Genomic DNA, 20,100 nt, shown 5'->3' with positions numbered 1-20,100 from the left:
CTCACCTCCGGGCTATCTCCCCACCAGACCTGTTGCGGTCGATTCAGCGGGAACACGTATCCCTCTCTCACTTTGATTTGCATGCTGTTTTCCGTGACTACTGGACGGGTTTAGGTTGCGTCTGACCCTGTTCGGGTCGCTCAACCTGGTGAGCTGGTGATTGAACGTCGTTTGTCCATTTTTGGGCGATCTGAGCCGAATCACCAAAGAGCCACATAACTCCACTCGCGGAGCGACAGGCTCGCTTGAGAGCTTGGCGAGGCAAGAACCGAACTCCCGACGCTTCTTCTAGTTCTCGACGATGATGCTCTGGAGGCCTTGGTGGGCCGGGCCAACGTCTATGATCGTGACTGCTTGCTTCATGATGTTCTCCTTTAACAAATTGGTTGAGGCATCAGGTCAGGCTGACCGCAGCAATTCCACACCATGATCGCTTCATGCCTGTACGTGTAACCGTGGGTAATCGGTTTCACAGCACACCTCTTGAACGAACAGCAGACATGCCATGAGCCATCGCAATCTTGCTCAAGCACAGCCGCAGACTTACACCATGGGCAACTGCGAAGCTCTGGCTCTATCCTCGCCATGGCGTTTGCTTTCCTACGTCGCTGAGGCGCGCATGTACGACGCCATATCGCCCATCTGCTCGACGATGGCGGCTTCGCTTGCTTCATGCGCGGCGCTGATCTTGGCTTTCATTCTCAGGCACAAACCACAATCGACGTGCTCCCAGTTGCTGGCACCGTTACTGGCATCCCCGAGCCAAGTGCCGCATGGCGCCTGCTCGGCTTCATCGTCGTCAGGGCATGGATCAAAGTGCGTGGCCATCGTCGTTTTCCGGTATCAGTTGATTGATTGTCTGTGCTGCTTTCTCGATGCACTCAACGAGCAACTACCCCACAAACTCAATGACAAACCCAGCATGAAAACCGGCGCCATGAACATGCTGAACTCGCTGCGCAGATCTGGCCCGGCGTAGGGATGGTTCCAGATCCAAAAAGCTACTGCCAGGCTGATCGCCAGGCAGCCTAAGCCGCTCAACACCAGGGTCAAATCGGTACGCCGTGTAGCGCGATTAACCTTATCCATGTGGTTTTCCTACCTGTAACGGGATGAAATTACCCACATGCGGTGCTCAATCTTCTCGATCTGCGGCGTGACTTCCTTGGAAATAGGTGGCTTGCCTAGAATGCGCCGTATCCAGGCGTAGGAGGGCAAACTCCAAAAGCCTAATTTATGCTCCAGCTCCAATCGCTGTCGCTGCAACACTACGAGCGCGCCGCTAACCTGTTTTTGCCATGCCGATTCCGCAGCCTTCATCGTCGTTTTCCGTGGTTAGTGCGTGTGACTTTGCTCAGTACGCTGGACGGCTAGTTTATGCATCTGAGCCTCAATTGAGGGGCGTAGGCATAGCATGACCATTGCACAAATTAGGGTCACGCCCATTCCAACCCTTGTTGCTAGGCCAAAGGGGTCAATCAGTGCGCCTCCAGCCATAACCAGTGAAGAGATACAGCTAACCGTCGTGAAAACTGGAGCGACCACAAAGTGCGCTTTGACCTGCTCTTTAAAGGTGGGGGCTGCATCAGATTGTCGGTTCATTCATTCCTCCTGCTGGAACCGGGGAGCGTAAAGGACATTTCTCTACTGCCGCTGCTGCCTGCCCAGCTCGATGGCTGGGCTTGGCGAGAACGGGCGCAGCCATCATTCCCGCTCAGATTGCGGGAAGATGACTATTGCGGCGATTCCGGCGGCGATTACCCCCAAACCAATGAGCAGCAAGGAAGCGTTGGCAGTAAATAGAGCCATTTTTGCCATCAGTGGATAGCTGCCATCAGCGAGATGCATACCGGGCGCTGTTGCGTACAAAGCACACAATGCGGGTATGGCACCAAAAAGGAGTAGGGCAACCATCAGCCCTGCACACTTAGCCGACAGTTCAAATTTTGAGTTGCCTAGCTTATACGCCATGGCCAGTGCCCAGGCTGCCGCAATCATTGACAGCCAGTCTATCCAGAGCGCCGGGGTCACATCGGAATACTCGCGTGTAATAAGACGCGCCCACCCATACCAAACCCACGACACTGCCTCCCCTGCTGCTGGCAGCGCAAATACGCCCGCCAGTACACCCATCCCAGCAAGCACATAGAGCGCGGATGAACGCATCGCAGAGCCAATGCTGCAGGCTGGGGTCGCGGTGCGTTCATCGCCTTTCGCCGACAGTGCGCGCGCTTTCCAGTCGTGTAGGCTAATAACGCGGGGGGTCATATCTTTGCTCATTTCATGCAATTCCCTTTGGTGTCTCAGTTGGTTTGTGTTTCCACAGCCCATGCAAAGCCATGACGTTTTCCTATCCGATCAGGGAATCAAGATCGCGCTCAAGGCGATCCGCCTGTTCCTCGGCTTGCATCCGATAACAGGCCAGGCTGCGCTTGGCTGCTTCGGCAAACGTGCTTGTGCCCGCTTCGAAGTCCTCCAGGCCGGGGGCATCGCCGCCCGTGGTGTCTTCAAACTCCTTGAACCACGCTCGCTGCGCGGCGGTCAGCTTGACCTTCTTGCTGGTACTCATCGACGTGTTTCCTGCTCGATCCCAAGGGCTGAAAATGCCCTGTTCCTACTGGCAAAGCCCGCACTGGGCGGGCTGGTGATGCAGCGGGTTTTCCTCTTGAACTGGTGCCTTGTGGTAGTGGGTGCACGCCTGTGGTTTCGCTGGGAGGGCTAGCACCTCCCGTTGTCCGCCGCACGCAGGCCCTATCGGAGTCGTCCTGCACCCACTCCACAAAGCACCGTCGTTTTCCCTGATTAGCTGAGTAGGCAATCGATACCTGCCATGGTTGCGACCAGGCAAAGCAGAATGACTCCAAATACCAGCAAGCCTCTAAAGCCGTGCTTAGGAAGCTCAACCCCGCATGCGGTGCTGATCGCGCTTGCCGATGCTCCTACCAAAATCCCGCTGGACTGAGCGAGATTCCAGTCGAGGAAGTGCATCACCAAGGCAATACCTACGATTGCCAGAGCGAGGGTGACCACCAAGCGGGCCAGATCTGCGCGCTGGGGTGAATGAAGTGGAACGCCGAAGATTTGCATGTAGAATCCCTAGGTCCAATCCATCAGGCGCCGTCTTGATCAGATCGACCTGGACAGCTTTACCGAGTACAGAGAGGTTTCGATATTCATGGCTGTCCCGTCAGTTCCCACTTTGAAACGCTGCGCGTGGTCATATTTTCTGTCGCCATCCAGAGCGGCCATGTCTGGATCAGTAACGAGCCATCCATATGCCTCGTGAGCGCTCAGGCCATTGCCCATGCAAACCTTCAACACTGCTAGGGGGCCTTTGTTGGTACGAATTTCTTGGCTTTGGCACCCATCGTCCGGGATCGAAAGTGCAAACTCCTGCGGACCGGAACTAGTTTGCGCCGTAACCTGCACCTTCCACAAAACAGGCGGTTGCGCAGCATTCGCTGTGGCGCAAACCCCAGCGAGCAAGACAATCGGCAATGGTGTTCTCAAGCATTTCATTCGGTAAATTCCTTCCGTTTCCTTAGTCGCGAAACCTGCGACTGATCCGTGTGCTACGGGTTTCCTATCCGATCAGGGAATAAAGATCGCGCTCAAGGCGATCCGCCTGTCCCTGGACTTGCATCCGATAACAAGCCAGGCTGCGCTGGGCTTCATGGCCCTATTCCAATTTTACCACGGAATCTTAAAAGGAATATAACACGTACCAATAATACCGAATCGACGTAATTCTGCCAACAAAATATCTGGCTACTCCCGCTTGATGACGGCAGGTCGTAGCGCCTCGTTCAGCTGTGCCATGTTCACCATTTCGTTCAAGCGGCAGCCTGATCGGCTTGGACCATGATCTGGGACACCCTGCCGGCGTGGGCCTTCAACTAGCCTACCAACGCAGGGCAACGCACGTTTTCCTCTCATTCGCCTTGTTCAGGCGGTACCCGCCAACTACGCAGCAAGCTCACAGCTTCGTCCAGTAGAGCCTTCCAGGTATCCCAATCAATCAGTCCCGCGTCGTCCATCGCCTTGAGATAGCCCATCGCCTGGCTGTACTCGGAATCGAAATGGAATTTATTCGGGGCCAACTGCGCCACCGACAGTTGCAGGCGATATGACCGCACCATTTTTGCGGTGCGCGGTGGCATATTGGTTGGCAAGATGCAGGCCAGGCGCATCGGTAGCGGCATTTCTCGGGCCATAGAGAGGTTTTCCCTCAACTCTTCGTCTGGTGTGCAAGCCTGATGATTTCGGCTACCGACTGCACAAGTTCAACGCGGGTTTCGTCGTCAACTTGCTCCAGCTCCTGGCCGACGCCGCGCCTGCCCTCAAGATCAGCCAGCACACCCCGCGCAGCTGCATGCGCCCAATCGACGGCGGGTGATGGCATGGCACTGTCGTCGTCTGGAAAGTCGTCGTATGGGAATTTCTCTCCCATCTCAAGTTTTGATTTGGCAGTCATGATTTATCTTTCCCTCATTTCGCGGACGCGAAATCCGTGCCCTGGTACTGCCGTTATGCCGACCAAATTATGTAAACAAATCTTGTTAGACCGCGAAAATAAGGCCCTTGGAGAGTCAAGGTTTCTAAAAAGTGGAAATTAATACCCGAGATTCGACGAGGTGTTTACAAAACTCAGAAATCGCCCCAGCCCCCTCATATGCCATCGGGTGAATCGTGGCGGGAATCCGGGGTGAATCAGTGAACAGCATTACACCAAGAACGGGATTTTTATGAGGACCATCACGAATATCACGAATCGGCGACTAAAAATGTTTACTTATGATTGTGAATGATTATTATTAGCGCGCATCCACCCTGAAGGATATGCGTCAGTGATACGAACCTCTCCGGTGTTTTCCCGGTTACAAGCAGGGAACAACGTCTACGGCTTGCTCAATTCTCTACCTTCACCGATGCTCTGCGAAATGCTCGCGTTTGCGGGCTACGACTTCGTGATTCTCGATCTTGAGCACTTACTGCGCTCCGAAGAAGACATCATGCATTGTGTCCGCGCGTGTGAGGCCGCTGGCATTTCGCCTTGGCTGCGCATACCTCAAGTGGACGAAAAACTGATCGGTCGGGCACTGGATGCCGGCATCGAAGCCATTGTCCTTTCACGCACCGAAAGTGCTGCGCAAGTTCAGCGCGCCATCGAAGCGGCGTTCTTTCCCCCCTTGGGGAAACGCGGAATAACCGGCGGACGCATTACCGGTTTCGGTCGCCTGCCATTACCCGAATACATCGATCTGGCCAATCGTCAGACCCCTATTATTCCCATGATCGAAAGCCGCGCCGGGGTCGACGCTCTCGGCGAGATTCTGCAACTGCCGGGGGTCGGCATGATCATGGAAGGCGCTCTGGATCTGTCGCTCGATCTCGATCTGGGCCCCGACCCGCTCAATCCTCAAGTCTGGCAAACGCTGCAAAACATGGCCGATGCCTGCCTCAGCGCCGCAATACCTTTCTGCGCAAATCCCCGCACGGCCGAACAGAACACGCTGTGGCGCGCTCGCGGGATCCGAAGTTTTCTGGCCGGTGAAGACCGAGGCTTGCTGCATAACGCATTGAAAGCCCGCCTGCATTCTCTCCAACAGTAAAAATAAGCCAACGTAGTCCACATGAAAACAACAACAAACTCCCTACATTTTTCACTCAGTCTTATCACTTTGGGCATCTGTCACGGTGCCGTGGCCGCCGATCAACCCGTCGATTTGTCCACCAGACCTGCCAGTAACATGGAACTGGCACCCATGATGATTCAGGGTGACGTTCTCGGGACGGCCAGCGATCAGGAGGTGCGTACCTATGCCGGCAGTCGCAGCGTTGTCGACTCCAGCGAACTGAAAAAAGCCAGCGTCCGCGGTGTGGACGACGCGCTGCAACGGGTACCGGGCATCAAGATCTTTGACGAAACCGGCACCGGCGCCTTGCCACAGATATCGGTACGCGGGCTGTACGAGAGTCGTAGCGGCCGGATTCAAGCGTTGTCGGATGGCATTCCACTAGCACTGGCGCCGTACGGCCAGACGGGTCTGTCGCTGTTTCCAGTGACCATGGCCACTGTAGACCGTATTGATGTCGTGCGTGGGGGCGCAGCGGTGCAATACGGTCCGAACAACGTTGGCGGGGTGATCAACTTCATCAGCAAGCCGATTCCGCGCGAGTGGGAAACCACTCTGCAGGAGAAGTTGACGTTCAATGCTGGCGGGCGCCAGTTGTGGGACAACTATGTGGGCACCGGCGGCTACCTGACCGACAACTTCGGCCTGCAACTGGACCTCAATACCCTGGGTGGCGAATACGGGCGCGAGCACTCCGAGACCGATGTGCAGAACTACCGTCTGCGCGGCCAGTGGAACATCGACGACGATCGCGATCTGAGCTTCGGTATCCAGCACTACAAGGCCGATATGGACCTGGCCGGAGCACTCAGCGTGCAGGATTACAAGGATGATCCACGGCAATCGACGCGTCCGCTGGACCGCTTCGAGGGCGACACCAATCGCGTGTGGGGCACCTACACCCAGCGCCTGGGCGCCATGGGGCCGTTCGACTCAGTAGAATACAGCTGGACCAACTTCGCCCACGACAGCTACCGCAACTTCGTAGTCGGCCTGCCGTTCACTCCGGACGGTACGGCGGTGACCAAACAGGACGGCCCACGCGACTTTAAAGTCTGGGGCACGGAGCCGCGCATCAGTGCCACCATCGATGGCGACACGGTTGGCCAGACCTGGTTGCTGGGCGCCCGTTATGTCAGCGAAGACATCGACTACAAGGTCAACCGCCAGCGCGTCGCTACCGGCGTGACGACGCCGTTCCGGGACTGGAAGTTCGATGACGACGCCCGCGCGTTCTACCTCAGCAACGCCATCAGTCTGCTCGATCATCGCCTGACCATCACCCCCGGCGTGCGCTACGAAAACGCCCGCATGGATTACGCAGACGGCATCACCGGGTTCTCGCGCGAGAACAAATCCGAAGAATGGCTGCCGGGCCTGACGGTGGGTTACCAGGCGACCGACGCCTGGTTTGTCTACGCCAACGCCCAGAAGTCCCTGCGTCCACCGCAAGTCACGCAGATCGTCAAGGAAGGCGATGTCGGCGCCGAACTGGCGTGGAACTACGACACCGGCGTGCGCTATACGCCATGGGACGGCATGCGCGTCGACTTCAACTTGTACCGCATCGATTTCGACGACCAAATCAGCTACAACGCCACGACTGACCGCTTCAATAACCTTGGCAGCACACGTCACCAAGGTTTCGAGAGCGAGATTTTCTGGACGCCGCAAGCTCTACCTGATCTGGACCTGCACGCCAGCTATGCGTACCTCGATGCCAAGCAACGCAACGGCACATTCAAGGGCAACGAAGTGCCGTACTCCTCGCGCAATCAGTTCACGGTTGACGGTCGTTACCGTTTTGCCGAGCACTGGACCTACAACCTTGACGGCCTGTATGTCAGCAGCGCTTACACCGATGCCGCCAACTCCAGCGATGAAGATGCCACAGCCAGTGTGGGCAAACTGCCAGCTTACTGGGTCTGGAACACCGCCATTGAGCGTGAGTTCGAGCTGGCAGACAAAAGCGTCCTGACCGCGTCCGCGGGCATCAGCAACCTGTTCAACCGCGAATACTACTTCCGCGGTATCGACACCAGCCCGTGGGGTCGTCAACCCGCGCCAGAGCGCTCGCTCACCCTAGGCGTCAACTACCGCTTCTAAACCGCGCACTTGCGCACTTGTAAACCAGTGCCCGATCCTCCGGGACGGGCAACTGCTGCCCCCAGGAAACTGCCATGCAACGCCCATTCGTCATTCTTGCCCACGTCGCCCACCCTGCCATTCTTGAGGGTTTCCTGCCTGCCGCGCACAAACGCGGGTTGCCGATCGTGGTGATCACCGACCACGCTCAGGAACACCGGCGCCTGCTCGCCACCTCGCACATTTCGCCGGATGAGCTGCACGTTATCGAATGTGATGTGTTCAATCCGCTAGCGGTCGTCGAGACACTCAACAGCCAGGGTTTGCGCCCCGCCGCAGTGTTCTCCAACAGCGATCACCTGCAGACCGCGACAGCAATGGTGGCCGAGATATTCGAATGCCCCGGCAAGGACTGGCGACTGTGCTATGCGGCAAAGAACAAGGCGGCCATGCGCGAGCGCATGCAACGTCTCGGCTTGCCCGGCCCATGGTTCCAGGTGATTACATCGAATTCCAAACTGCCGACCGATGCGCCATGGCCGGTGGTCGCCAAGCCTCGTGAAGGCGTCGCCAGCCTGGACGTCAGACTGTGTCACAACGCCGCCGATCTGGCCGTTTACTGCAAACAGTTCTGGCAGCAGCAACCGGACCGGGCGTTGTTGCTGGAGGCGTACATGGAAGGTCCTTTATTCACCCTCGAGACACTGGGCGACGGGCGCAACCTGCAAGCCATCGGTGGCTTCGACGTCACCCTTTCAGCACCGCCGCATTTCGTAGAACTCGCCGCACGCTGGAATGGACAACTCAGCCGCGCGCAGCGCGCCGGCGCGCTGGCTCAAGTGGCCGCGTTCGGGGTCAATTTCGGGGTTTGCCACAGCGAGTTCATTCTGACCGCCCAAGGCCCGGTACTGGTTGAGATCAACTATCGCAGCATCGGCGATGGTCGCGAGTTCCTGCTTGATCGGCTGCTGCCACAGGGTTGGTTCGACCGCATCGTCGCTTTGTATTTGGGAGACAGCCTGATCGACGCGCAACCGGCGCAAGCCGAAGCAACCGTTCATTACCTTGTGGTCGACCGCTCGGGGCGTCTGGATCAGGCCAGCGCCAGCTTCAACGTCGAACGTGAGGGCCATTGGTGCGATTACCGCGCACTTCACAACACCGGCGACACCGTGACCATCAGCCATTCCAACAAGGACTACGTCGGCGTACTGAGACTGATCGCGCCGGATGAGGTGAGCCTCGAAGCGCAACTGAATTCGACTCTGAACGACCTGAAATGGGTGATGGCATGAGCCTGTATCCGGACGCCGCGGATCAGGCGTTCATTACTCGACGCATCATCGATTGCTGCCTGCGCGAGGACATCCGAGGGATCGTCAGCACAGGACAGATTTGTCGGCTGCCGGAAGAACTGAGTCAACACTTGCAGCATCAGCCCGACGCAAGCTGGCTGCGAATCGCCCATCTGGGCGCCGACGAACTATGGCTGCCGGTGGTCAAGGCGTATCCGTTGCAGGACTGGATCGGTACAGGCGACGCCTGGATCAAAGTGTCGCCGCAAAGCCACGGCGAGGTTCAACACGGCTACGGGCTCTGGCTGGGCCACCTGAGCCACGGTCTGGACGAAGAAAGTCTGACGCTGTTCGCGGCGTACCTGAAAGAAGCGGATTGCGCGACCGAACACCGGACCCTGTGCAATCAGGCGTATCGCCAGCATGGCCCTGCGCTGAGCGACGTGACTGCCCTGAAAGACTGGTCGCAGAGGCTGCTGAAGATCGATCAACTGGCGAGCTACCTGGATCACCCGTTTTATCCAACGGCGCGGGCCAAAAGCGGCTTCGATGCCGCCGCGCTCAAAGGCTACGCGCCGGAGTTTGCGCCGCGCTTCGAACTCAACTGGCTGGCGATTCCCAACAACGCCCTGACCCTGACCAGCCCACAGCCGCTGCACTGGCCGGACTTCGAGGACGTCGGCTTGTCACCGACCTTGCAAAACAGCCATTCATTACTGCCAGTACACCCGCTGACATGGGGCGAACTGGAGCAATACGGCCTGCCTGAAGGAACGCTCAAGGCTCCACGTTCGGCCATGCAGGTCGAACCTACGCTGTCCGTGCGCACGGTGGTCTGCATCAATCAACCTCAGTGGCACATCAAACTACCGTTGTTAGTCAGCACGCTCGGTGCGCGCAATTTGCGCCTGATCAAGCCCAGCACCCTATACGACGGTCACTGGTTCCAGACCACCCTGCAGGCCTTGACCGAGCGCGATCCGGCACTGGCGTCACGTTATCTGCACGTTGACGAAAAACACGGTGGTCATGCCGACGAAAGTCGTCACCTAGCCTATATCGTGCGCCGTTACCCGACGGGTCTTGAGAACACCACACTCGTACCTGTCGCCGCGTTGGCCAGTCCGCTTGCCGATGGACGCCTTTTCCTCGAACAGTTGGCCGAGCGCTTCTACGCAGGTTCGTTGCAACACTGGCTGGACGATTATCTCGATCTGCTGCTGCAGGTCCATCTGCGGTTGTGGCTGCATTACGGCATCGCGCTGGAGGCCAACCAGCAGAACGCCGTCTTGATGTTCGAACAAGGTCAGCCATTGCGCCTGCTGATGAAGGACAACGACGCCGCTCGCCTGTGGCCTCAGCGCTTCACCCATGCGTGCCCGGATCTCGCTGATCTGCCGGCAGTCTTGCAGGACGAGCGCATTCGCGTCGACAGCAGCCAACCGTTGGCCGAGATGTTCTGCACCATCACCTTGCAGCTGAATATTGTTGCGATCCTGGAAGCGATAGCGACCGCAGGCCTGGCCTCTCGATCCGGTCTGTACGGCACGCTGCGTCAGCGTCTCATGACCTGTCTGCAACATCTCGAAGCAGAAGGCATCGACTGTGACGACGCGCGTCAATGGCTGCTCGACAGCCCGAAACTGCCGGTGAAATACCTGCTCAGCGCCGGCAGCCTGTTCAGCAAGGCGCATTCCGGTGCCAGCGACATCAACAAGTTCTATGGCTACAGCGCGGCGAACTTCCTGCTGGAGGATGCTCCATGCAACGGAGTCTGATCACCAGCGTTCTGCTGGGGCATTACCTGTCGGCTTTCACGGCGCTGGGTATTCCGTTGTACTTGCCGCGCATCCTCGCCGACCTCGCACCTGACACACCAGGCTGGGCCATCGGGGTGCTGTTCGTACTGCCGACACTCTGCACCGCACTGGCGGCGCCGATCTGGGGACGCTGGGCCGATCGCAACGGTTGTCGCTTGTCGTTGCTGCGTGCGCATGCCGGACTGTTCGCGGGCTTCCTGCTGGCAGGCTTCAGCCCCAATCTGCCGGTGTTCGTCCTGGCATTGATCATCCAGGGCACCTTCGGCGGCGCGATGGCGGCGTCCAACGCCTACCTGTCGACTCAGTTCAAGGAAGGCGATCTGTCCCGCGCCCTGAACTGGACGCAGTATTCAGCACGTCTGGCGATGATCAGTGGCCCAATCCTGTTGGGGCTGCTGACCTCACAGGGTTTGGGATTAAGCCTGTATCGCTATCTGGCCTGGTTACCGCTGCTGGCGTTTGTGCTCGTCCTGCCGCTGCCCAAGGACGCCCCCAAACATGCCTTGAGCAGCAAGAAAGCCGTGGCCTTGGGCGAACTGCCTGAAGACATGCCGCGGCTGATGGCGGTGCAGTTTCTGTTCAGCTTCGCGATGGTCGTCACCTTTCCCTATTTCGTGCCCTTCGGCGAACAACTGAAAATTGGCAACGATGCCTTGATCGGCGTGCTCTACAGCCTGCCGCATCTGGTTTACCTGCTGGCCCTACCCTGGGCTCAGAAGCATCAGGGCAACCTGCTGTTGCCGGGGCTGGCGCTGCTGGCAATCAGTAACGCGTTGCAATTCTGGAGCGTGCAGGCCGAGCCGCTGTTCGCTCTGCGTCTACTCAGCGGGGCCGGCATGTTGCTGAGTTTTGTCGGGCTGCACCGCTGTCTGAGCCAGCGCAGCCGCCAAGGCAGCGCCGGCCGCCTGTTTGGCTGGTTCGACTCCAGTGGCAAATGGGCCGGCACTGCTGCCGGGGTCACTGCCGCTCTGGTCAGTCAGACCTGCGGCATCGCGTCCCCCTTTCTCGTTGCGTGCCTGGCGGCCATAGCGGCCATGGTGCTCGCCCGCCCTCTATTGATGACTTCCCGGGAGATTCCGGCATGACTTTCGCTCTGAATACCGCATCGCTGAACACCGTATCCCAGCATGACCATGCCCTCGATGGCGAAGCCCAACGACATGCCATCGAGTGCCTGCTCAATTGCTATTTGCGCGAATACGCATTGCCCCGCAACGAAGTGAACCTGAACGATCAAGCACAGGATTTGCCGATGAGCCTGCGCCAAGCCAACAGTCGTTGCATCAGCATTCGCCTGCCCAGTGGCCGGTTGATCGTACGCATCGACCGCGCCAGTCTTCTGGGCCGCTGCCACTACATCAGCGCCCCCTACTTCAAAGGCAATAACCAGAGCTGGCGACCGTTGGACGCCCACGAACTGGCGCGCCTGCTCTGTACCCCGCTGAGTGGAGCCGACCGCGTCGGCGAGATGCTGCAACAGATCGGTAACAGCCTGCAGATCACCCGTACCTTTCTGCGGCATTCACGCCCGGCCAACCAAGCAGCCGACAGCCTGCTGGCGTCCGAGCAACATCAGCTGTGGGGCCATGCCCTGCATCCGACACCGAAAAGTCGCGAGGGCATCTCCCATGACGATTTGCTGACCTGCTCGCCGGAAGTTGGGGCGCGCTTTCAGTTGCACTGGTTCAAGGTTGATCCGACGCTGATTCGTCATCAGGGCGAGGATCCGCGCAGCACGCTACGCCAACTGTCGGGGCGTGAGGGCGCCTATCCGTGCCACCCTTGGGAAGTCGCCCGCGTGCTTGCTGACCCGCTGGTGCAACGGGCGCAACAACAGGGTTTGATCACCTACCTCGGCCCCCTGGGTCAGGCCATGTACCCGACGTCGTCTGTGCGCACGCTCTACCATCCGCAGATGGCCTACTTCATGAAGTTCTCGATGCACGTGCGCCTGACCAACTGCGTGCGCAAGAACGCTTGGTATGAACTCGACAGCGCCGTCGCCCTCACTCACCTGCTCGGCCCCATCATGAGCGAGTTGGCGACGCAACAACCGGGCTTCATGTTGATGCCCGAACCCTGCGCCACCAGCCTGGACCTCAGCGCCCTGGGTACGCTGGAGGAGGCCCGCGAAGTCACCGAATGTTTCGGTATCGTTTACCGGGAAAACCTTTCCGTCGCCGAACGCGAGCGTTATCAGCCGCAAGTGGCAATGGCGCTGTTTACCTGGGATCAACAAGGTCGCAGTGTCTGCCGCCCACAGGTACAGCGCTACGCCGACAACACCGGCTTGACCATTGAGCAAGCCACGTTGAACTGGCTCGATGCCTATGCCGGTCAGATGCTCGGCGGTGTGCTGTATTGCCTATTCCGTCAGGGCGTGGCGCTGGAGCCGCATTTGCAGAACACGGTCATCGGCTTCGCTGAAAACGGCCTGCCCAGTCAGGTCTGGATTCGCGATCTGGAAGGTACCAAGCTGGTCCCTGAAATCTGGCCCGCTGAACGCCTGAGTGCGCTGGATGAACGCACCCGCAGCTCGGTGTACTACAGCGCGCAAAAGGCCTGGCAACGAGTGGGCTACTGCGCACTGGTGAACAATCTCGGCGAAGCAATCTTCCATCTGGCCAACGGCAGCGGCATGCTGGAACAACAATTGTGGGACCGAATCGGCGACCTGCTGCACGCGCAATCCACGCGTCTGGGCCATCCGACAGAACTGCGTGAGTTGTGCGCCGGCGCGCCCTTCCCAAGCAAGGAAAATTTCATGACGCGCCTGATGATGCGCGCCGACCGCGAGGCCGATTACACGTTACTGCCCAGCCCGCTGACGATGACTGAAAAGAGGAAACACGCATGAGCCTTCCTGCCTCCGTCACCCAACGCATCGAGCAGCTCAAGACTGAACACGACGCGCCATTGTGCGCCTACGTCTACGACCTGCCTGCCCTTGAACGGCACGTAAAGGCAATGCGTCAGGTACTGCCCGAAAACTGCGAATTGTTCTACGCCGCCAAGGCCAACCCGGAAGCCCTGGTGCTGAAAACCCTGGCGCCGTGGGTAGACGGATTCGAGGCGGCCTCCGGCGGCGAGCTGACGTGGCTGCATGAACAGTGCCCCGACCAGCCGCTGATCTTTGGTGGCCCTGGCAAACTCGATCGCGAACTGGATATCGCCCTGCAGTACCGGATTTCGGCGTTTCACGTGGAGAGCGTGACCGAACTGCGCAGTCTGGCGCGCATCGCCCGCGAACGCGGTGTGCGGGCTCCGGTGATGCTGCGGCTGAATCTGAAGCTGGCCCAGACACCGCAGAGCCGATTGGTCATGGGTGGCAAACCCACGCCGTTCGGTCTGGATGAAGAAGGCCTTGCAAGCGCCCTGCAATTGCTGCGCGAAGAGCCGTCCCTAGAGCTCAAGGGACTGCATTTTCATCTGTTGTCGCACCAGCTGGATGTCGACGCGCACCTTGAATTGATTCGCAGCTACTTCCTGACCTTCCGCCAGCTGTGCGCCGACCACGACCTGCAACTGCCGCTACTGAATGTCGGCGGAGGGATGGGCATCAACTATCAGGACGCGGCCAGGTCATTCGACTGGCCACGGTTTTGTCAGGGCCTGCAGGGGTTGATCAATGAATACGACATGGGCGCGACCCGCATACGTTTCGAGATCGGCCGCTTCATCAGCGCTGCCTGTGGTTACTACGTCATGCAGGTGCTGGACATCAAAAGCAGTCACGGCGAGTTTTTTGCCATCGGACGTGGCGGTACCCATCACTTTCGCACGCCTGCGGCTCAAGGCCACAATCATCCGTTCACGGTACTACGAGGCTCGCAGCCGGCACAAATCAGTGATCAGTCCGTGACGCTGGTGGGCCAGTTGTGTACACCAAAAGACGTCCTTGCCAGACAACAACCAGTGGCGCAGCTAACGATTGGTGACCTGCTAGTATTCACTCTCGCGGGCGCCTATGCCTGGAACATCTCGCACCAGAACTTCCTGATGCACGAACCGCCGTTGAAGGTTTTTATCGAGGGCTGATTCCACGCTATTGTCAGCCTCTGTGCTGCCCTTCCCGTATCTGTGGCTGCTTGTCCGATGTGTCCTTCAAACTCTTCGGACCACTACAGTTTGCCTATCCCTTATGTTAAGGGGGGGGGGGAAACGGTGTCCTGTCTTTCAGAGGGCTCGTCCAGATGGGATGATTGCAGTCCTTCAACCAAGCAAGTTGGAGGGAGCGCTCCTGTCGGCCACCTATTAAGTTGAGACGGTCGTTCCGAGTCGTGCCAATGGCTTGAATCAGAATGATATGTATTTACTTACAAAAGATAACTGTTATCATCTGCGCGATAATTCATACAAAAGGTGTTCATGGTGGCTCGATCGCGCATTTACCCAGTCTCTCTGTCGTTGCTGGGCGTTCTGGTTGTACCTGATTTACAGGCAGAAACGGAGTCTGCTCTAACCCTACCGGCAACCGCTGTGAACAGTGAGTACAGCGAGCAGAGCTACATGTCGACCGAGAGCAGGAGCGCGCTGAAGATCGATGCCCCTCTACGAGATATCCCGCAAACCGTCAACGTAATTCCCCAGAGCGTTATCAAGGATCAGGGGGCTCAGTCGATGGAAGACGTGCTGAAGAATGTCCCCGGTATCGGCCTGTCCAATGGCGATGGCCAGCGCGATCAAGTCACCATCCGTGGTTTCAGCGCCATTGGCGACATGTACGTCGACGGCATTCGTGACGATGCGCTGTACTTCCGTGATCTGTCCAACGTCGAGCGGGTGGAAGTGATCAAGGGGCCGGCCGCAGTGCTCTATGGCCGAGGCTCTTCGGGCGGTCTGATCAACAGCATCAGCAAGAAGCCCAACTTCACGCCCAAGCAGGAGGTCGGTGTCAGTGTCGACAGCGAGGGCAAAAAGCGCACTCAGTTCGATGCCGGTTGGGCCGATCAGCAACAGGGCGATAAAGCCTTTCGTGTGACAGGGGCGCTGGAGAACAGCGACACCTTCCGGGATGACGGCTACATCGACCGCAAGGCCATCGCGCCTTCGGCCTACTTCAAGCTCTCCGACGATCTGGAACTGAACCTGGGCGCTACCTATCTGTATGACAAGCGCCTGATCGACTTCGGTATCCCAGCACGAGGCGACCGTCCAGTCGATGTGGACCGCGATAAGCGTTTCGGTTCCGCTGATCCAGATGACGATTACACCCGCAGCGAAGTGTTCTCGTTCACGGCCGGCGTCGATTACAGCATCAATGACGACTTCACCCTGAGCAACACCAGCCGCTACTACCACTACGACCTGGATCGCAACAATACGCTCGCGGACTCCAGTCCAACGCGTTTCGTTACCGCCGCCAACGGCGAATTGCTGGTAAAACTCAACCGCGGCAACGTGCAGCGCAAGGAAGACGGTTGGTTCAACCAGACCGAACTCAAGCAGCGCGCCGTGCTCGCCGGGATGAACCATAACCTGCTCTATGGTGTGGAGCTGGGGCGCCAGGTGAAGGACCAGTCCGTGTTCAGCCAACCCAACGTGGCAAGGGTGCCGGTGTACCGCGATGCTTTGGTCGACGTGCCGTTCCAGGCCAACCGGCAAACCGCCAAGGGCACCAATACTCAGGACACTGCCGGGTTCTACGTGCAGGACCTGATCGAACTGGCGCCGCAGTGGAAAGCTCTGCTGGGAGTGCGTTATGACGTGTTTGACCAGGAATACGCCGATGACCTGACGAACAAGGAACTCTCCCGCACCGACACTACCTGGAGTCCGCGAGTCGGTCTGGTCTACCAGCCTGATCATGTGCAGTCCTATTACGTCTCGGTGAGCCGTTCCTACCAGCCCTCTGCCGAAATGTTCGCTCTGAGCACGACGAACCAGGACCTTGAGCCGGAGGAAACCACCAACTTCGAGATCGGCGGCAAATGGGACCTGCTCGACAATCGCCTGGCGTTGACGGCGGCGCTGTTCCGGCTGGAACGCACCAACATGAAAACCACCGATCCGGCGAACCCGACCAAACTGGTGCTTGCGGGAGAGCAGCGTACTGATGGTCTCGAACTGACCGCCAGTGGGCAGTTGAGCGAAAAATGGCAGGTATATGCCGGTTACGCCTATCTGGATGCCGAGATCACCAAGTCCAACAGCCGTACCAACGGTATCGCCAACGAAGGCCAGACTCCGACCTTGACCCCGCGCCACAGTGCCAATTTGTGGTTGGTACGTTCTTTGACACAGGAGTGGCGTGTAGGCATGGGGGCGAACTATGTCGATGACCGTTACACCGCCTTGGATAACCAAGTGGTCATGCCGGCCTACACCACCGTGGACGCAGCGTTGCTCTACAACCAGCCGAAATGGGACATGGCCCTGCGTCTGCGCAATGTCTTCGACAAGGACTATTACGCTTCGGCGCATGGCTCGGTGGATCTGATCACACCCGGCGCACCACGGACGCTGGAGCTGAGCACCAACTACCGCTTCTGAGTACGGACCTGAAGAACAAACGCCCGGCATTGTCGAGCGTTTCCTCACGGCTGGGCCTGTACTCCCAGCCGTGCAGTGGCAGCTTTCAAAAGCCCAACTAATCTTCAATGCGCGGGTTTGAGTGAGAATCTGTCGTGTGAGAGCTTTAACGATACGAGTTTGCTCTTATAGATCAATGGCTTGAGATGAAACGGCAACAGACCCTAGGGTGTCTGCTGTCGATTGATGATGGGCAGAGGGCGGGAAAGAAACTGTTCATCCAAGCCCCGAATGTAAGCGTTATAAGCCCAGCGTACAAACTGCTCGAGCAATCGATCATTCTCCATCCGCAGACGTTGATTCTCCGCTTCCAAACGAGCAATTCGCTCGTTTGCAACTTGTAATTCAGGACTGCTGGCCTTCTTCACTCCTACTGTGGTTGAGAGTGTTTGCTTACGCAGTATGAACGCACGCCGAATCCGCTCATGTTTATGCAGAGTCTGGCGCGTGTAGGTTCCTCGTAAACGGCGAGCGACGCTTAAGATCAGCAGGTCCCACGTCAGTTTTCCAGACCAACCATCCAGGATCGACACGATCTGCTCTATAGCATCTGGGGTTAGATTTCTCGAACGAGACATTACAGGTCCTCAGCCTCTATGCATGGCACATCTGGATCTTCAGTGTCTGGTCCCGGCAAATTACGCTTGTTCAATATTTTATGGTGGGTCAGCAACTGTTCCAGCCTTGACGCTGGGACGATCCCACGCGGCTGGATAATTGCATTTGCGGCAACGGAAGAGTCCTCAAAAATGGCACACAGTTCATCCAGTCGTTTAAGGGTCAGTGTCTGGTGCTCGACCCAACGGTTGGCACCAAACTCCTCCTCGCCCAGCGCTTCTAACGCTTTTGCGAGGAGGGCCTGGGTTTCCTGACGATACTGGCGTATAGCCTGCTCTCGGACCACATCACCTTTGATGCATACATGCTCATCACAATTGGGGCAATCTCGATGGAGTTGGCAAGGCAACATGGAAAAATCGTGCAGGCAATACCCCAAATCCGTTGTATGGGCGGTCATGATCTTCAGCGTCGCAAACTGATCCCGCGAGATCAAACTACTTGGAGGGATACCTGCCACATGACCTGCCGACTTTTCCGGGTCACCCAAAGCGGACCTCGCGAGCGCCAACACATCCCTATCGGACTGATGGTCATAGCACTTGTTTTGTCCGAGTTTGGCGCGACCGCTCCATTTGGCGATGTCGAGTTGCGATAATCCGCCCATCTGTGCCACGGTATTTAAAAAATGGCGAAATTGATGCGTCGTGATACTCATTGGACTGCCATCTAACTCACGATAACCGAACCGTTCGAAAATATTGAGAAAAGTTCGAGTACTACCTAGTTGCTTCTGAGTATAAGCGGTGTCTGGCAAGACGATTACCCCACGGTACGTTCCCCACAACTCGGTTAGCTCATTCAGCCGTGTCAAGCAAAGCGCTTCACTGTACTTCAGGTTGTTCTTCTGATCTGCCAGCGGGAAGTTAGCTGGCAGCATCGAAAGGATTACTCGCTCAACGTCCGCGAACAAAAACCTCGGAGCATGTCTCTGCTGTGGGTCATATGGAATATGTTCAAAAATCCCCTGCTTTCTGCACCACCCCGCCCCTTGCGCGGTTTGATTGCCATTGGGGGGTGGGGCGAGAAAAACAATCGCGCCCACCTGTTCTGAACTAATTAACGACCGCCCCCGTAACGCCTCCAGCTCCGTTGGCAAATACATCGCATCAGGGTGCTGCTCATACCACCGTGCCACTTCCCGCGCTGGCGTGGAAATGGTCCTGAGCTTACTCACCGCCTCGCGGGCAACACTGGCCATGGATTGCACCACCCATTTGACTTGTGCCTTACCACCCTTTGAAGGCCGCCAGCGCAATCCATACAGTTGTTGATTTGCTTTTGGATCGAACTCCTCGACTTCACACTGGTTTGAAATGGACATCACCTCATTAATGCGGCTCGGCGCCGACGCAAGCAACGCACAGACACTGGAGGTAAAAATATCGCCTGGCTTCTCGGCGGTTCTGAAAATTTCGGCAATCGCTTCTAACGAAGCTGACGAGGGCAGACGGGCCCGGCGCGACGCATCAAACTCTGGGCCAACACTGCGCACAAAGTTCGCTGGTGCCCGAAGTGGATTTTGCCATTGAAGAGGCAGCGTACAGAGTTGATGCTCCACCAGGAACTGCGAAATGCGTTTGAGTTCTGCCCCGGCAAAAAATGCGGCAGAGGCTTGGTAGCGTTCGTTTAGTATCGCGCACGCACGATTAAAATGCCCCAGACTTGCCTTAATAGGTGTGACACAACTCTCCGTTTCTTCCAGAGCTACAGCGAGGGAGCGGAGCGCGGCCAATCGTGAACTGACGGTTGTATACGCGCACAACGAATAATCATAACGGCAGTAGGCTTTGGCAAAGTCTTTGTAAGGCTGAGGCAAGCAACAGGAATCCTTTTGCCCTCGTCCACTGGGGAATCCATGAAATCGCATGCTTGAACAAGAATTACGTCGTTTCAATCGAACAAAATTGGTGACATCCCAACTGTCCGCCTCAAAGACCAACTCACTGCCAAAAGCCGTCAGAGACTCTCTGGCGAGGGTAACGAAGTCCCTGAGATTGTCCTCAGCCGCCTGCTCTGCTCGGGGCTTAAACAGGATTACCCTATCGTCCATGAGCCTGCTCCTTTCTGCTGCGACATAATTGGACCACTTCTGCCACTGCGAGCAGCGTTCGA

Annotated in this window: 19 protein-coding genes; 8 read left to right on the top strand and 11 right to left on the bottom strand. The window is 57.5% G+C overall.

From position 1 onward, the window contains the following. Window positions 1-600 precede the first annotated feature (600 nt). The 9 genes from APH36_RS27845 to APH36_RS27800 all read right to left on the bottom strand — a co-directional run bounded on the left by APH36_RS27845 (window position 601) and on the right by APH36_RS27800 (window position 4,474). The gene (locus tag APH36_RS27845) at window positions 601-828 is read right to left on the bottom strand and encodes a hypothetical protein (protein ID WP_023383671.1); all 228 of its coding nucleotides are present in this window, start codon (window positions 826-828) and stop codon (window positions 601-603) included. A 15-nt stretch (window positions 829-843) separates the two neighbouring features. After that, window positions 844-1,089, bottom strand: a complete 246-nt coding sequence (locus APH36_RS27840) for a hypothetical protein (RefSeq protein ID WP_023383670.1) — start codon at window positions 1,087-1,089, stop codon at window positions 844-846. Window positions 1,090-1,098: 9 nt separating this feature from the next. Beyond that, window positions 1,099-1,320 (bottom strand): hypothetical protein, encoded by a 222-nt coding sequence (locus APH36_RS27835; RefSeq protein ID WP_023383669.1) that lies wholly within the window; start codon window positions 1,318-1,320, stop codon window positions 1,099-1,101. 384 nt (window positions 1,321-1,704) lie between these two features. Next, window positions 1,705-2,280 carry a hypothetical protein gene (locus APH36_RS27825; RefSeq protein ID WP_135002594.1) on the bottom strand — a complete coding sequence of 192 codons (576 nt, stop codon included), beginning with the start codon at window positions 2,278-2,280 and terminating at the stop codon, window positions 1,705-1,707. A 70-nt stretch (window positions 2,281-2,350) separates the two neighbouring features. Continuing rightward, window positions 2,351-2,569 (bottom strand): hypothetical protein, encoded by a 219-nt coding sequence (locus tag APH36_RS27820; protein WP_023383666.1) that lies wholly within the window; start codon window positions 2,567-2,569, stop codon window positions 2,351-2,353. 233 nt (window positions 2,570-2,802) lie between these two features. After that, window positions 2,803-3,087: a hypothetical protein gene (locus APH36_RS27815; RefSeq protein ID WP_023383665.1), complete on the bottom strand. Its 285-nt coding sequence runs from the start codon at window positions 3,085-3,087 to the stop codon at window positions 2,803-2,805. Window positions 3,088-3,126: 39 nt separating this feature from the next. Next, window positions 3,127-3,519 carry a hypothetical protein gene (locus APH36_RS27810; protein WP_023383664.1) on the bottom strand — a complete coding sequence of 131 codons (393 nt, stop codon included), beginning with the start codon at window positions 3,517-3,519 and terminating at the stop codon, window positions 3,127-3,129. A 413-nt stretch (window positions 3,520-3,932) separates the two neighbouring features. Then, window positions 3,933-4,214 carry a hypothetical protein gene (locus tag APH36_RS27805; RefSeq protein ID WP_023383663.1) on the bottom strand — a complete coding sequence of 94 codons (282 nt, stop codon included), beginning with the start codon at window positions 4,212-4,214 and terminating at the stop codon, window positions 3,933-3,935. A 14-nt stretch (window positions 4,215-4,228) separates the two neighbouring features. Continuing rightward, the gene (locus APH36_RS27800) at window positions 4,229-4,474 is read right to left on the bottom strand and encodes a hypothetical protein (RefSeq protein ID WP_060501515.1); all 246 of its coding nucleotides are present in this window, start codon (window positions 4,472-4,474) and stop codon (window positions 4,229-4,231) included. Window positions 4,475-4,847: 373 nt separating this feature from the next. Here APH36_RS27800 and APH36_RS27795 point away from each other — a divergent pair, with 373 nt between their 5' ends. From APH36_RS27795 to APH36_RS27760, 8 genes are all read left to right on the top strand, one after another. Continuing rightward, window positions 4,848-5,612 carry an HpcH/HpaI aldolase/citrate lyase family protein gene (locus tag APH36_RS27795; RefSeq protein ID WP_032861804.1) on the top strand — a complete coding sequence of 255 codons (765 nt, stop codon included), beginning with the start codon at window positions 4,848-4,850 and terminating at the stop codon, window positions 5,610-5,612. A gap of 21 nt (window positions 5,613-5,633) precedes the next feature. Continuing rightward, the gene (locus tag APH36_RS27790) at window positions 5,634-7,742 is read left to right on the top strand and encodes a TonB-dependent siderophore receptor (RefSeq protein ID WP_032861803.1); all 2,109 of its coding nucleotides are present in this window, start codon (window positions 5,634-5,636) and stop codon (window positions 7,740-7,742) included. A 74-nt stretch (window positions 7,743-7,816) separates the two neighbouring features. Beyond that, complete coding sequence (locus tag APH36_RS27785) at window positions 7,817-9,016, top strand: acetyl-CoA carboxylase biotin carboxylase subunit family protein (RefSeq protein ID WP_032861802.1); 1,200 nt, start codon at window positions 7,817-7,819, stop codon at window positions 9,014-9,016. Continuing rightward, window positions 9,013-10,794: an IucA/IucC family protein gene (locus APH36_RS27780; protein ID WP_032861967.1), complete on the top strand. Its 1,782-nt coding sequence runs from the start codon at window positions 9,013-9,015 to the stop codon at window positions 10,792-10,794. The genes APH36_RS27785 and APH36_RS27780 overlap by 4 nt, the downstream gene beginning before the upstream one ends. Next, entirely contained in the window at window positions 10,779-11,921 is a 1,143-nt protein-coding gene (locus APH36_RS27775) for an MFS transporter (RefSeq protein WP_032861801.1), read from the top strand. Before APH36_RS27780 ends, APH36_RS27775 begins: the two co-directional genes overlap by 16 nt. Continuing rightward, on the top strand, window positions 11,918-13,693 hold the full coding sequence (locus APH36_RS27770) for an IucA/IucC family siderophore biosynthesis protein (RefSeq protein WP_050593417.1): 1,776 nt from the start codon (window positions 11,918-11,920) through the stop codon (window positions 13,691-13,693). Before APH36_RS27775 ends, APH36_RS27770 begins: the two co-directional genes overlap by 4 nt. Next, a complete protein-coding gene (locus APH36_RS27765) occupies window positions 13,690-14,874 on the top strand; it encodes a type III PLP-dependent enzyme (protein ID WP_032861800.1) in 1,185 nt (394 codons plus the stop codon). The genes APH36_RS27770 and APH36_RS27765 overlap by 4 nt, the downstream gene beginning before the upstream one ends. 330 nt (window positions 14,875-15,204) lie before the next feature. After that, window positions 15,205-17,328, top strand: a complete 2,124-nt coding sequence (locus tag APH36_RS27760; protein WP_032861799.1) for a TonB-dependent siderophore receptor — start codon at window positions 15,205-15,207, stop codon at window positions 17,326-17,328. Between the two features lie 203 nt (window positions 17,329-17,531). On the opposite strand, the gene APH36_RS31375 is transcribed toward APH36_RS27760, so the two are convergent. Both APH36_RS31375 and APH36_RS27750 read right to left on the bottom strand, forming a co-directional pair. Further along, complete coding sequence (locus tag APH36_RS31375) at window positions 17,532-17,945, bottom strand: hypothetical protein (protein WP_082422834.1); 414 nt, start codon at window positions 17,943-17,945, stop codon at window positions 17,532-17,534. Next, window positions 17,945-20,038 carry a hypothetical protein gene (locus APH36_RS27750; RefSeq protein WP_050593416.1) on the bottom strand — a complete coding sequence of 698 codons (2,094 nt, stop codon included), beginning with the start codon at window positions 20,036-20,038 and terminating at the stop codon, window positions 17,945-17,947. Before APH36_RS27750 ends, APH36_RS31375 begins: the two co-directional genes overlap by 1 nt. Between the last annotated feature and the right edge of the window lie 62 nt (window positions 20,039-20,100).

Source organism: Pseudomonas sp. NBRC 111133 (assembly GCF_001320605.1).
In the GTDB taxonomy this organism is placed as follows: Bacteria; Pseudomonadota; Gammaproteobacteria; order Pseudomonadales; family Pseudomonadaceae; genus Aquipseudomonas; species Aquipseudomonas monteilii.
This window is presented reverse-complemented; position numbering and strand designations above follow the sequence as displayed.